The 13,067-nt window shown below is 48.5% G+C and carries 14 protein-coding genes; 7 read left to right on the top strand and 7 right to left on the bottom strand.

The annotated features are described in order from the left end of the window. Nucleotides 1–37 precede the first annotated feature (37 nt). The 3 genes from QMA39_RS16915 (at nucleotide 38) to QMA39_RS16905 (ending at nucleotide 1,945) form a co-directional block, all read left to right on the top strand. Nucleotides 38–649: a metal-dependent hydrolase gene (locus QMA39_RS16915; protein WP_027956824.1), complete on the top strand. Its 612-nt coding sequence runs from the start codon at nucleotides 38–40 to the stop codon at nucleotides 647–649. Between the two features lie 108 nt (nucleotides 650–757). Then, complete coding sequence (locus QMA39_RS16910) at nucleotides 758–1,783, top strand: AimR family lysis-lysogeny pheromone receptor (RefSeq protein WP_027956823.1); 1,026 nt, start codon at nucleotides 758–760, stop codon at nucleotides 1,781–1,783. A 12-nt stretch (nucleotides 1,784–1,795) separates the two neighbouring features. Continuing rightward, nucleotides 1,796–1,945, top strand: a complete 150-nt coding sequence (locus QMA39_RS16905; protein WP_206935743.1) for a hypothetical protein — start codon at nucleotides 1,796–1,798, stop codon at nucleotides 1,943–1,945. Nucleotides 1,946–1,989: 44 nt separating this feature from the next. Here QMA39_RS16905 and QMA39_RS16900 read toward each other — a convergent pair whose 3' ends face one another. Further along, nucleotides 1,990–3,522: a BCCT family transporter gene (locus QMA39_RS16900; RefSeq protein ID WP_035532856.1), complete on the bottom strand. Its 1,533-nt coding sequence runs from the start codon at nucleotides 3,520–3,522 to the stop codon at nucleotides 1,990–1,992. Between the two features lie 103 nt (nucleotides 3,523–3,625). After that, entirely contained in the window at nucleotides 3,626–4,177 is a 552-nt protein-coding gene (locus QMA39_RS16895) for a GNAT family protein (protein WP_027956822.1), read from the bottom strand. A gap of 344 nt (nucleotides 4,178–4,521) precedes the next feature. Between QMA39_RS16895 and QMA39_RS16890 the strand changes: the two genes are divergently transcribed. The 4 genes from QMA39_RS16890 to QMA39_RS16875 all read left to right on the top strand — a co-directional run bounded on the left by QMA39_RS16890 (nucleotide 4,522) and on the right by QMA39_RS16875 (nucleotide 8,521). Then, entirely contained in the window at nucleotides 4,522–6,039 is a 1,518-nt protein-coding gene (locus tag QMA39_RS16890) for a BCCT family transporter (protein WP_281659385.1), read from the top strand. Nucleotides 6,040–6,162: 123 nt separating this feature from the next. Further along, the gene (locus QMA39_RS16885; RefSeq protein ID WP_281659384.1) at nucleotides 6,163–6,981 is read left to right on the top strand and encodes a DUF368 domain-containing protein; all 819 of its coding nucleotides are present in this window, start codon (nucleotides 6,163–6,165) and stop codon (nucleotides 6,979–6,981) included. An 81-nt stretch (nucleotides 6,982–7,062) separates the two neighbouring features. Beyond that, a complete protein-coding gene (locus QMA39_RS16880) occupies nucleotides 7,063–7,380 on the top strand; it encodes a thioredoxin family protein (protein ID WP_027956819.1) in 318 nt (105 codons plus the stop codon). 58 nt (nucleotides 7,381–7,438) lie between these two features. Then, on the top strand, nucleotides 7,439–8,521 hold the full coding sequence (locus QMA39_RS16875; protein ID WP_281659383.1) for an FAD-dependent oxidoreductase: 1,083 nt from the start codon (nucleotides 7,439–7,441) through the stop codon (nucleotides 8,519–8,521). A gap of 54 nt (nucleotides 8,522–8,575) precedes the next feature. Here QMA39_RS16875 and QMA39_RS16870 read toward each other — a convergent pair whose 3' ends face one another. Genes QMA39_RS16870 through QMA39_RS16850 form a run of 5 tightly spaced genes read right to left on the bottom strand, consistent with a single transcriptional unit; the run spans nucleotide 8,576 to nucleotide 13,045 of the window. Beyond that, nucleotides 8,576–9,220, bottom strand: a complete 645-nt coding sequence (locus tag QMA39_RS16870; protein ID WP_027956817.1) for a VTT domain-containing protein — start codon at nucleotides 9,218–9,220, stop codon at nucleotides 8,576–8,578. Beyond that, on the bottom strand, nucleotides 9,213–10,184 hold the full coding sequence (locus QMA39_RS16865; protein WP_281659382.1) for an ABC transporter ATP-binding protein: 972 nt from the start codon (nucleotides 10,182–10,184) through the stop codon (nucleotides 9,213–9,215). The genes QMA39_RS16870 and QMA39_RS16865 overlap by 8 nt, the downstream gene beginning before the upstream one ends. Further along, on the bottom strand, nucleotides 10,181–10,981 hold the full coding sequence (locus tag QMA39_RS16860) for an ABC transporter permease subunit (RefSeq protein ID WP_281659381.1): 801 nt from the start codon (nucleotides 10,979–10,981) through the stop codon (nucleotides 10,181–10,183). Before QMA39_RS16860 ends, QMA39_RS16865 begins: the two co-directional genes overlap by 4 nt. Further along, a complete protein-coding gene (locus QMA39_RS16855; protein ID WP_281659380.1) occupies nucleotides 10,978–11,838 on the bottom strand; it encodes an ABC transporter permease subunit in 861 nt (286 codons plus the stop codon). The genes QMA39_RS16860 and QMA39_RS16855 overlap by 4 nt, the downstream gene beginning before the upstream one ends. Beyond that, nucleotides 11,819–13,045: an ABC transporter substrate-binding protein gene (locus QMA39_RS16850; protein ID WP_027956813.1), complete on the bottom strand. Its 1,227-nt coding sequence runs from the start codon at nucleotides 13,043–13,045 to the stop codon at nucleotides 11,819–11,821. Before QMA39_RS16850 ends, QMA39_RS16855 begins: the two co-directional genes overlap by 20 nt. Between the last annotated feature and the right edge of the window lie 22 nt (nucleotides 13,046–13,067).

The raw sequence follows: 13,067 nt of genomic DNA, 5'->3' as shown, positions 1-13,067 counted from the left end.
TTAGCTTGAAAAAGAAGAAAGGGGAGCGGCATACTCCATGATGGCACCAGGACACCAGGTTGTCGGCTTCACCTTCGGGGTAGGCGCGCTGACGTTGATTCCTGCTTTTGAAGTTGTTTCCGAGCGGCCGTTTCAAATGGTCTTATTTTTAGTGTTTGTTTTAATCGGTTCGCTGCTGCCGGATATTGATACACCGACCTCTACATTCGGACAGAAATTCTGGCGCGGCTTACTGACCATCTTTACGCTCGCATTTTTGTGTTATTTGTTTTTCCCATCTTATTTGAATACATACCGGGATGAACTGAAGATATTTGTTATGATGCTGCTTCCGGTTCTTATTATGATCCGGGGGCACAGAAAAATGACTCACTCCTTGTTGTTTGTAGGCCTGTTAATTGTTTACAGTGCGATTCTTGAACAAGCCTTCCAAGTTCCACGTGTTCTTGCTGCCGGGCTGGTGGTCGGAGTCATTTCTCATTTGTTCGGTGATTACTTGACGAAAAAAGGCATCCCGCTTTTTTATCCGTTCTCGAAAAAGCACCAGCAGTTCCTCATTACATTCCGTACTGGATCGCCCAGTGAGAAAATGATTGTCTACAGTCTTGTTCTATGGAACGTCTGGTTCCTTACCTCAACCATCTTTTAATCTGCCTCATCGGTGATTAAAGATTGAACAGTGCTTCAACTTTATATAGACAAATGGTAGAATTTTCAATAAAATGGTAATAGATATAGGAGAGGAGTCCTTGGACTGATGAAGGATCACCAATTAATAGAGCCGAGACCGTTGGCCAGCCTGCATATGCGGCATACATCCTCGTTGTACATGACTTACCTGGAAAATCTTAAAATCCACTCTCAAAAAGAAGCGCTGCTTCGTACAAGGGATGTTATTCTTGGGGATTTTCCGACTCACATCGATGATCAGCTGGCCTGCCTTGAATTCTTTTATATGAATGATTTCTTCGAGGACTTAGCTGTCGTGCTCCATTCTCCTTACATACATCAGGAAGTCCTTCCGCTTTACAACCTTCTGCTCCAACGCGTGAGAACCCCCGTGTCAAAGGAGCAGTTGACCCTGCTGCAGCAGTATCAATGCAGTCATCCTTCCCTGCACTGCCTTCATCTCTTTCTCATGATTTATGCTTATTATGACCTGAAAGTTTTTACAGCCCTGGATAAATACATTGACGATTGTGACCGTGCGTTGGCCAACGTGGATGAGCCATTGATGTACTACTATCTCAATCAGCGGTACCAGGAGCTTTTATTTCATCATTATTGGAAAACAGACAACCCGATTCTAGCCAGCCGGCACGCCTACAAAATGATCAATACGGAGCTTTCGCCGCGTCGGAAAAGCCGTATGTATTTCATTCTTGCCCTTTGTCAGCTGTTCAACGGCTATGATTCAGCTATGGATCCGCTGACGAAAGCGCTGGCGATTGCTGATCAGTACGAATTATCTTCTTTTGCGGATATGATCCGTGTTCATACCATCCCGTTCATTTCCGCCTTTCATCACCGTACAGCCGGCGTATCTACGACGGATGTCGTGGAACAGGCTCATCTGGATCTGGCGGACGGCCGCTTTGAAAAAGCGCGTCAGGCATTGGAATCCCTTCCAACCCCTACACCTTTTCAGGAAAGCTACCTCGGTTACGTCAACCAGGATATGGACATGCTTTACCGTTCCTATACGCGCTTTATTAAAGAAAGGGGCGATCACTTTTTCGCCCGTGTTCCGTTGGAATATATGAAACGTTTAAAAACCTGTTAGGAGGCTTTGAAAATGAAAAAAGCATTTCAAACGTCAGTGGTTGGTTTCGTTCTCATGTTTTCTCTTTTTTTATCATCGTCCGCCTTTATGAGTGAAATTCAGGACAGCAGAGCTGGAAACACAGAAGTGATGTATGATCCCGGTGATCCAGGAATCGGTTGAATAAGAAAAACAGCTGTCCTTTGCAGGACAGCTGTTTTTTTGATCTATGCATTCTTTTTATGACTGTTGTCTTCGCTGGAATCATACTTCCGCTGCGGGAGCGGTTCCTTTCGTATGATCTTCAGGAAGGCGTAGATAAAGAGAATAATAATCACCGTGAACGGCAGGGCCGATACGAGAGAGGCTGTCTGCAGCGCATCGAGACCTCCAGCTACCAATAGAACACCGGCGATGGCCGCCATCAGTACTCCCCAGACAATCTTAATGAAAAGGGCAGGAGTGAGACTGCCGTTCGTCGTCATACTGGCAAGGATGTAGGTTGCTGAGTCTGCAGATGTTATTAGAAACGTAGCAATCAGGAAAATGGACAGCAGCGACAGGATTCCGGTCAGCGGAAGAAACTCATAGGTTTCAAAAAGAGCTACGGTGACGTCATTGCTGACGGCCTGCGCAATTTGTGTTCCATTATTCAGATCGCTGTTCAAAGCTGTTCCTCCGAATGTTGCAATCCATAAGCAGGCAATAAGTGGAGGGACAACGAGAACACCGAAGATGAATTCGCGGATCGTTCTCCCCCGCGAAACACGGGCCACAAAGGCACCTACGAAGGGGGACCAGGCAATGACCCAAGCCCAGTAGAAGATCGTCCACTCTCTCAGCCATGTTCCTCCCTCATAAGGGGTGAGACGAAGGCTGTAGGTCACAAAGTTCGTAATATAATCTCCCAGTCCAAGGGTGAAGCTGTTTAAGATGAAAACTGTAGGACCGGCAATGAAAACGAACAAAAGCAGCAGTAGACAGAGGCCGAGATTCAAATTACTGAGCCACTTGATTCCTTTATCAAGCCCTGTACTGGAGGAAGTTAAGTATAAAATTAAAAGCACGCCTGTGATGACAAGCTGTATCGTGGTGTTATTAGGTACACCGAAGACGGCATTCAATCCTCCATTCATCTGCAGGATGCCGAGTCCGAGGGAAGTGGCGATGCCCATGACTGTAGCAATCACGGCAAGGGAGTCGATGGTGTATTTGACAGGCTTTGACTTCCCGAGAACTGGTTCAAGGGCTGTAGATACCAAACCGTCTTTTTCTTTACGGAACTGCAGGAAAGCAATCAGCAGGCCGACGATAGTAAATACGGACCATTGGTTAACCCCCCAGTGAAAGAAGGAGTAGCCCATTGCGACACGCGCCGCTTCCTCTGTCTGAGCTTCCATTTCAGAAAACGGTGTTTCAAAGAAATGGCTCATCGGTTCAGCAACGCCCCAGAAAACGAGGCCCACACCGAAACCGGCGGAAAAAAGCATGCCGATCCAAGTGAAGAACGGGAATTCCGGCTTGGAATCCGGCGGGCCGATTTTAATTTTTCCGTATTTGCTTAAGCCAAGTCCAACAAGGAAAATGACGAAGCCGAACACAGAAATTAAGTAAAACCAGCCGAAATTGATGGTGGTGAATTCGAATAAGGTTCCGGCTACAGCACCAAAACCTTCCGGGTTGACCGCTCCAATTACGACAAGTACGAGAATCACAGAAGCGGAAATGAGGAATACAGGGTTTTTCAGGTGATCTTTCATCGTCGTCTCCTTTCATAAGAATGACGTGAGAAAAAAAGGGGTGGGTTCTGGAGTGTTGTGTATATAATTCCCTACATTTTCCTTGAGAAACCTTTGTCTCTCTTTATGCTTCAAATTCATTTCTAAGCATACCGAGAAGGACCGTATCATAATAAGAGCCCTGGACGAACTCATTCTTCCTCAAACGTCCTTCTTCGACAAAGCCTGCTTTCTCATAAAGACGCAGGGCCTGGGTGTTGCCGCTCCACGTATCCATCTGCACACGCTCAAGGTTCAACGTATAGAACAGGTGTTTTAAAAGGGTGGATAAGACATCCTGTCCATAGCCCTGCCCCCAGTAGGCACGTTCTCCGATGCTGATACCGACTTCCGCTGCACGCGTGACAGGGTTTAGTGCTCTGTAATCGCATTTTCCAATCGGAACGTTTGTGCCGATAGTGTACACAATAAAGACACGGCCTTTTTCCCATAACGCCTGATGGGTCAGGTTTTTTTCGTAAAACGCTTCGATATCTTCCTTCGGGTTGTTGTTTTGATAGGCGGAAGAGCTGCCGTGACCCAGATCGGCCAGCTGTTCGTCGTTCGCCCATCTGTATAAATGGTCCAAGTCATGTCTTCCGACTGGACGCAGTTCGACTAACTGTCCTTTTAACATCATCCACCTCCTTATTTTTGTTCATTGTAGCAGATGATTTATGGAAAAATAAGGGTAGTCATAAGGGCTCACATGTGCATAGTTCTTCAATAATCCAACTTTGAAGGATGACCTGGACAGTATGGATCTGTCGGCTTTTGACGTTTTTTTGAGTTTACGGGAAAATTTGGTACACTTTGATCCGAGGAGTCCTTATCCATCTTAAGGGCTGTTTTTTTATGCAGGAAATGACGACAATTGTTTAATTTTTCTAGGTTTGGGTATTCGATAATTATGCAGGACCCAACTTTTTCCCCGCATTTCATATCCTCTATGACCATTATTTAGGAAGAAAGGAGCAAATCATGCAAAAAGTTACCTCGGTATTCTGGGTTACACTGGCTATCGCATTATTTTCCGTCATCTGGGGGGCATGGGCCCCGGGAAGTCTGGAGTCCATTACAGGTAAAATCCAGTCTTACATCTCTGTTCACTTTGGGTGGTATTATTTATTAATCGTTACAGGCTTCGTCGTTTTTTGTCTTTATATGATATTCAGCCCGTACGGTAAAATGAAGCTCGGGAAGGAAAGCGATACCCCGGATTATAATTATGCCACTTGGTTTGCCATGCTTTTCAGTGCAGGCATGGGGATCGGTCTTGTTTTCTGGGGGGCTGCGGAACCGATTTTTTTCTACGCAAATAATGCGCCCACAGCGGAGACCGGTACAGCAGCGGCGTTGAATGAATCCATGCGCTTTGTCTATTTCCACTGGGGCGTGCATGCGTGGGGCATTTACGCGATCGTTGCCCTCGTCCTTGCGTATTTTAAATTCAGACGCGGAGCTCCCGCTTTGATCAGCTCCACACTCGAGCCGATATTCGGAGATAAAATGAATGGACCGCTCGGCAAGCTGGTCGACATCATTGCCGTTTTCGCCACGATTGTGGGTGTAGCGACAACACTTGGTTTCGGTGCCGCACAGATTAATGGGGGTCTGACCTACCTGACTTCTATTGAGGATTCCTTTGGAGTGCAGCTGATCATTATCGGGATTGTTACCGTTCTGTTCATGATGTCAGCCTATACAGGATTGAGCAAAGGGATTAAATACTTAAGTAATACGAACATGTTCCTTGCGCTGGCTCTTCTTGTCATTATGCTGATTGTCGGGCCGACGCTCTTCATAATGAACATGTTTACGGATACGATTGGGGCGTACTTGCAGAATCTGCCGACGATGAGTTTCCGTCTGGCTCCAAATAATGAGGAAAACCGTGCATGGATCAACAACTGGACGGTCTTCTACTGGGCCTGGTGGATCGCCTGGTCTCCGTTTGTCGGAATCTTTATTGCCCGTGTTTCCAAAGGGCGTACCATCCGGGAATTCTTGTCCGGTGTCCTTCTGGTCCCGTCTGTTGTCGGATTCCTTTGGTTCTCCACCTTCGGTTCCTCGGCGATTAAAGTGCAGCAGTCAGGCGATGCCGACTTGGCCGGACTGGCTACAGAACAGGCGATGTTTGGAATGTTTGATAACTATCCATTAGGTTTGATTCTTTCTATTATTGCTATGACACTGATTGGAACGTTCTTTATTACATCTGCAGACTCTGCAACCTTCGTCTTGGGCATGCAGACGACGAACGGGTCGCTCACCCCGCCGACGATGGTCAAGTTCGCATGGGGGATCGTGCAGTCTTCCATGGCGGCTGTGCTGTTGTATTCCGGAGGACTGCAGGCGCTCCAAAATGCTCTGATTTCTGCCGCATTCCCGTTTTCCTTCATCATGATTCTCATGGTTGTTTCCCTTTACAAGGCGCTGCGCGCTGATAAGGCCGCTCTTGAAAAAGGGAAGGAGGAAAAGGAAAAAACATCTGCCTGATGCATGAAAAAAGGTCCGGGTAACCGGGCCTTTTGCTTTTTGTATTTTTCTTCAAGACAAGGTATGATGGAAGCTTAAAGAATGACTAAAAAATATCTGCCTGTGAAAAAGGAGTAAAGAAACATGTGGGAATGGAGAAATATTTACCGTGGTCTTCTCATGGGAGCCAGCGATGTCGTTCCCGGCGTCAGTGGAGGCACCATTGCTGTAGTTCTGGGGATTTATGATCGTTTGATTGAGGCCATCAACGGATTTTTCAGTAAGGAATGGAAAAAACATTTGAAGTTTCTGCTGCCGCTCGGTATTGGGATTGTCACATCCATCGCGCTGCTGGCCAGCGTCATTGAATGGCTGTTTGAACATTACCCGGGTCCGACGCAGTTTTTCTTTCTTGGATTGATTATCGGGGTGCTTCCCTATTTGACCCATAAAGCAGACATGAAAAATAAATTTCAAGCGAAGCATTATATTCTGCTGTTGATTGGTGCTGCTGTCGTGGCTTCTATGGCCATCTTCCAGACATCGGAAACGACGGCAATGGAGGAAATCACACTGTTCGGATACCTGCTGCTGTTCTTTTCCGGATGGATTGCCAGCAGTGCCATGATTCTTCCCGGCATCAGCGGATCGTTCATCCTTCTGATCATCGGTGTGTACACAACCGTGACTTCAGGCATTTCGGATTTCCGCATTGATATCATCGCCGTGGTCGGATTAGGTATTCTGCTTGGTTTGGTTTCTATGAGTAAAATCGTGAAGTTTTTCCTGGAAAATTACACGTCTGGAACCTTTGCTGTCATTATCGGGCTGGTGATCGGTTCCGTGTTTGTCATCTTTCCCGGCGTTCCTGAATCGACAGGACTTCTCATCGTCAGTATCGTCACTTTCCTTGCAGGACTGCTTGCTGCCTGGCTGCTCGGCCGTGTGGAATACAAGGACTAGCATCCGTGAGCGGAAAGTAAGACAAATGAGCGTGATTTGATTATCATGAGGGTAGAGCTTGCTTAAAGGAGATTGATAGGAATGGAATCTATTCAAAGCGTGGATCAATTTAACGAAACGATTGCCAGTGAACAGCCGGTCATCGTGAAATTCCAGGCGGACTGGTGTCCGGACTGCCGCCGCATGGACATGTTTATCGGTCCGATTATCGAGGAATATAATGGTTACCACTGGTACGATGTGAACCGTGACCAGCTTCCTGAACTGGCTGAAAAGTATGAAGTTATGGGCATTCCTAGTCTGTTGGTTTTCCAAAACGGTCAAAAGACCGCTCATCTGCACAGTGCGGATGCTAAAACGCCGGAAGAAGTGCAGGAATTCCTACAGGCAAGCCTATAATGGGTGAGCGTCCACATGGCTGGTTCCATGTGGGCGTTTTTTATAAGGAGGTGGAAGGATGTCCAAACGATTGCTGCTTGTCGGCGCCGGTCATGCGCATTTGGAAGTGCTCAAGCAGATGACTGAACACGGTCTGCCTGATGTGGATGTGTGCCTCATTACACCATCCCCCTATCAATATTATTCCGGTATGTTTTCCGGTTTTACCGAAGGGATCTACACAGAAGAAGACACGAGAGTCGATCTTCGTCCACTCACGAAAAGAGCCCGTGTGCAGCTGATTCAGAAGACAGCTGTGACGATCAGGCCGGAACAGAAGAAGATCATCTGCCATGATGGTAGCGTTTACCCTTTTGATGCCGCCAGTTTTGATATCGGCTCACGCAGCCTGCCGGAGTCCGTTGAGCATACGGCCGCTCAGTCCATTAAACCGAACTACCTTTTCACTAAACGTATGAAGGATCTACGAGAAACCCCACAGCCATTGATTGTCGGAGGGGGAGCGGCCGGAACGGAACTGGCCCTTTCCATACAGGCTTATAAAAATATGCACCAGCGACCGGGGCAGGTACGTCTCGTTACTTCAGGACCTCTTTTGCCGGATACTCCTAAATGGGTCCGGGCGCGGATGAAGCATATCCTGAAGAAAAAAGGTGTCCGGGTGTGGGAAGATGAAGAGGTGAAAGCCGTCACGGATTCCAGCATTGAGACCAGCAGAGGAAATAAAATCCGACACACCGGTGTCCTCTGGCTGGGCGGAGCTGTCGGGGATGCCATATTTACGCGGGCAGGGCTGGATGTGGATGATCGTGGTTTTGCTTTTGTGTCGCGAACGCTGCAGTTCAAAAACTATGACTATTTGTTCGGAGCGGGAGATTGTGTCACGCTGGAAACCGACCCTGATCTCCCGAAAAGCGGCGTTTATGCCGTTCGTCAGGGCCCGGTTTTATGGGAAAACGTAAAGAATTTCTTCCATCATCAGCCGCTGGAAACCTTCGTTCCTCAAAAGAACGTTTTGTATATTCTTTCGACTGGAGATCGGAAAGGTTTTTTGATTTACGGACCTGTGCATACACACAATCACAAAGCATGGCAGTTGAAGCATAAGATCGATCGTGAATTTATGGCGAAATACAAATAAAAAAGCCTTTGAACCGTATGCCGAAGAGGGATGGTTCAAAGGCTTTTCTTATGATTAAATCTTCAACCAGGCCCGTACTTTATTCCGGAAAAGGTAAGTCGTTACAAGAATAAGGGCAAAAACGCTCAGGGCGGCGAAAATCAACGTCCTGTCCCCACTGGCAAGACTGGTACCGACAAGGCTGTAGGCGAATGTGCCGGGCAGCATGCCGAGGACCGTGGCCAGGATAAAGGGTGGCAGTTTCACTCGCGTCATCCCTGATAAATAGCTGAGGATATCAAATCCGACAAGCGGGATGAGTCTGAGGACAAATACATATAAAAATCCCTGTCCTTTCATACGCTCATAGATGGAAGAAGCCCATTTGGACTGATGGAACTTCAACACGGAATCCCCGAAGAAGCGCCCCATCACCCATCCGGTGATTCCTGCCCCTGTCGCTCCGATGACGATGTACAGCATACCCGGCCACAGGCCATAGGCAAAGGCTGCTGCCAAGGAAAGCACGGAGGTTGGGAAGACGACAATGGGACCGATGGCATACAGTCCCATAAAAATGAGCGGGCCGATACTGCCGAACGACAGGATGTAGGCACGGATGTTTTGTGGATCGACGTTAAACCGGCTCCGGGCAAACCAGGCCGCCGCAATAAAAATCGTCAGGAACAAAAGCGAACGGAGCAGAGTTTTTTTATTCATGTTGGTTCACCTCAAATCGTTGAATGCGGGAAGTCGGGATGTGCAGAGTGACTTCTTCTGTATCCGTTGTAACCTGTTGAACGGGTAACGCCACTCTGGAGCCCAGGGCGGGAACGTTGATATGAGCGACAGGATGTCCGTGCTGGTACGTCAGGTGCTCCATCCGCCCTTGGAAAGTGCGTACCTTGCCGTCACCATGGCCCGGGGAAAGCTGTATGTCCCCCAGTGGGACAAATTCGTTTTCATTCAGGATCAGGTGCCCGCCCATGAAGGAAGCGACTTTTTGATTGGCAGGATGGTGATGGAGGACGGATGCTTCTCCAATCTGCTGAAACGCTCCGTCCTGAAAGACGGCAATCTGGTCTCCCATGATCATAGCTTCTTCCATATCATGTGTAACAAACAAGGCTGTCGTTTTCTGTTCAACGAGGAAATCTCTGACCCAGTAGCGCAGGTCCTGCCTAAGCGATGGATCCAGGCTGCTGAACGGTTCATCAAAAAGAATCACTTCCGGTTCAGTCGCCATGGCGCGGGCAAGCGCTGTCCGCTGCTGCTGACCGCCGGAGATTTCCGCAGGGAAATGGTTTCTATACCGGCTCATTCCAATCGCTTCAAGCAGTCTTTCTACTTTCTGTTTGTTATATTTCTTAGATACTTTCGCTCCATAGACAATATTCTCTTCTACTGTCATATGAGGGAACAGAAGCGGCTGCTGGAAAACGAGACTGATATCCCGCCGGTTGGCTTTTGTAGCTGTAATGTCCTTTCCGTTCATCCAGAGGGACCCGTGTGTCGGGGTTTCGAGGCCGGCAAGGACGCGGAGCAGCGTCGTTTTCCCACTTCCAGAAGGACCGACAACGCTGAGAATTTCCCCTTTCTTTAATTGAAAGGAAAGGCCGTTCAGAATCAGGTCTTCTTGAAAGCTTTTTTTCAATTGCTTCACTTCTAATGTAGTCGGGCTCATCTTTTATTCCTCCAAGGCAGGCGAGAGTAGGGAAGCAGAAGGATGGCAGCTTCCACCAGGATATACATCCATACGGGTATGACAGCAAACCAGAGGGAAAACGCAGACATGACGGAAGCATCCGCATTTTCCAGAAATGGAAAGAATACGAGAGGCAGCGTCAGCACACGTCCTCCGCCAATCACAGCTGTAATCGCGTACTGGCTCAGACTGATGACAATGGTTAAAAAAGTGACACTTCGAAGCGCCGGTTTCAAGAGAGGCAGCTCCACCGTAAACAGCTGCCTGAAAAATCCGGATCCGAGAATGTGAGGCTGCTCAAGCATCGCCCGTCCAATCTGCTGGTAACTGTTGTGAAATACTTTAATGCTGTAAGGGACGGTCGGTACAAGGTGGATGATGATGACACCAAGTGCTGTATCCGCCAGTCCGGCACGGATCATAAAGATGTGAAGACCCATGGCGATCGCAAGGACGGGGATAAGAATCGGTGACAGCAGTAAAGCCTCCACCCAGGGTTTTCCTTTAAATGGGACGGTGGTGAGCGCTTTGCCAGTGAACACACCAAGCAGCACATTCAGGAGCAGGACGACAAAGCCGATCCATATCGACGTGAATGTGGCTTTCCAGAGCATCGGGTTCTGCAGCAGCTGTTCATAGCTGCCAAGCTCCCAGTCCAGTCCAGCGCCTGTCTGAAACCGCCACGGCGCACTGAAGCTCTGAGCGACCAGTACGAGAAGCGGTATAAGGAAAAACAGGAGAGTGAGCACTAAAAATATACGTGAGTTCTGCTTCATGAACGACTTCCTCTCATAGCTCTCCATCTGGCTTTATTTAAGTATCCGTATCCGATAAAGGATAGAACCAGCAGGACGAGGCTGATGCTGACCATAGCAGCAAACGCCAGTGGACGTTTCTGCCAGGAGCTTCCGTAAAACCAGTCATAGCTGAGTACGGAGACCATCTCCGGAAACGTGGTTCCCAACAGAGCGGGCACTTCATAAGCCGACAAGGTGAAAGAGAAAATGATCAGGCTTGTTTCCATCAGAACCGGAAGCAGGTGAGGCAGTTCAACCGCAGTGATTCTGTTCCAAGCGGACCCTCCAAGTGTATCGACGAGTGCATAGTATTCCGGCCGGATTGAAGCATACACTGGCAGCAGCATCAAGATGACAAGGGGAACCTCTTTCCATACATAGGTCACGATGATGCCGATTCCGTCAGGGTCCCTCGTGAGTATCGGAAATTGCTGCGGGTCAGCTATCCAGCCGGCAGCCGTTAACAGCTGAGCGGCCACTCCGGTTTCCGAAAGAAGGAGAATGACCATATAGCCCCAGACAAAGTGCGGGAACAGCATCGGTATCCATACACTCACCCTTGGTGCCATTTTTTCCAGGATGGGATAAAAACTGCGTGTGAAAGCGATCCCGATAAGAATAGACAACAGGGTGGCGATCAAGGCTGTCTGCAGGCTGAAAACAAGAGACGTAACAAACCGGTTGGATTCAAAGATCTGCCGGTAATAGTCCAGTGTCCATCCTCTGTGCCGGCCGAAGCTGTTCAAGACAGCTGTCAGAAGCCCGTAAAGAGGAAGGAGCATAAACAGGACAGCCGGCAGGAAAAGGAGAGAATGTTTAAGGTTGAACGACTTCATCAAACCACTGCTCTTTCATCCATTCGACATAAGCGGCTTCTGATTCAGGAAGGAAGCTTTCCTCCAGCTTTTCTGTGGAAAGAACGCTGTCCCCTCTATCCACCGCTTCAAATTTCTGTTTCATATCTTCGGGTAGTTGATCTAAGCTGATCGTAGTGTTTTCGCCCCAGTAATCCGGCTTGAACTTGGCCAGCTGGGCTTCCGGTGAAAGCAGGAAGTTAATGGCGGCCAGCGCTCCAGGAGGATTGGAACTATTGAAGGGGATGCTCAAAAAGTGTGTATTTCCAATAGAACCTGGCTCCAGGACAAACGAACGGGTGGATTCCGGGAACACTCCATCAGCGACCAAGGATTCCGCCCGGGACTCATTGTAGCCCATCGTCATCAAGACTTCTCCCTGACTATATAAGCGATCCAGCTCTGTTAAGTCATTCGGATAGTGATTTCCGGAACGCCATAAATCCGGCTGAATATCCTTGAGGTAAGCCCATGTGCGATCCGCTGCCGGCTGGATATCAGCTTCATTCAAGGGATTCTCATAAATATCTGATGGTTCTTCCGCCTGGGCATATAAGACGTGGCGTAAGAAAGCATTCCCGGAAAAGTCCTCCGCTCTCGGATAAGTGAACATTCCTGGGTTGTCATGAATCCAGTTCTGCAGTTCCTCAAAAGAGGAAGGAGGCTCACTGATCCGGTCGGCGTCATAGTGAAAGACGAACTGGACTTTGCCCCACGGAGCTTCCATCCCTTCTACAGATGTTCCGAAATCGGTCTGGAAAGCTGGATCTTCTGTGTCGTAATATTCATTGAAAGCAGGCAGCTTGTCTGTAAACGATCCTGCCAGCAGTTCGTTTTCTTTCGCATTTTTAAAGTTCTCCCCATTGATCCAGATCACATCGATCGGGCCGTCCTGTTTCCCGGCTTGTTTCTCTGTCTGGAGTTTTTGGAGTATTTCCGCCGCATCCATAGGAACACGCTCCAGGGTTATGTTGTGTGCTTCTTTCAGGCGGGGAGCCGCCCATTCATCAATGTAGCGGTTGATCCCTTCATCGCCGCCCCACATATAGAGACGCACCTCCGTGCCGTCGGCCTCTTCTTCAATGGTTTCCCAGGACATATCCTTCCATGCTTCTTTCTGGGAACCGCCGCCGCTGCAGGCGGCCAGTAATAGTGTGAACAGCAGCATAAGAATGCTCCACTTTTTCATGATTTTCCCCCTTAGGATCATT

Origin of the sequence: Halobacillus sp. Cin3 (assembly GCF_947311855.1) — a bacterium.
Classification (GTDB): domain Bacteria; phylum Bacillota; class Bacilli; order Bacillales; family Halobacillaceae; genus Halobacillus; species Halobacillus kuroshimensis.
Note: the sequence above shows the minus strand (reverse complement) of the source record. Positions and strands in the feature narration are given on the sequence as shown.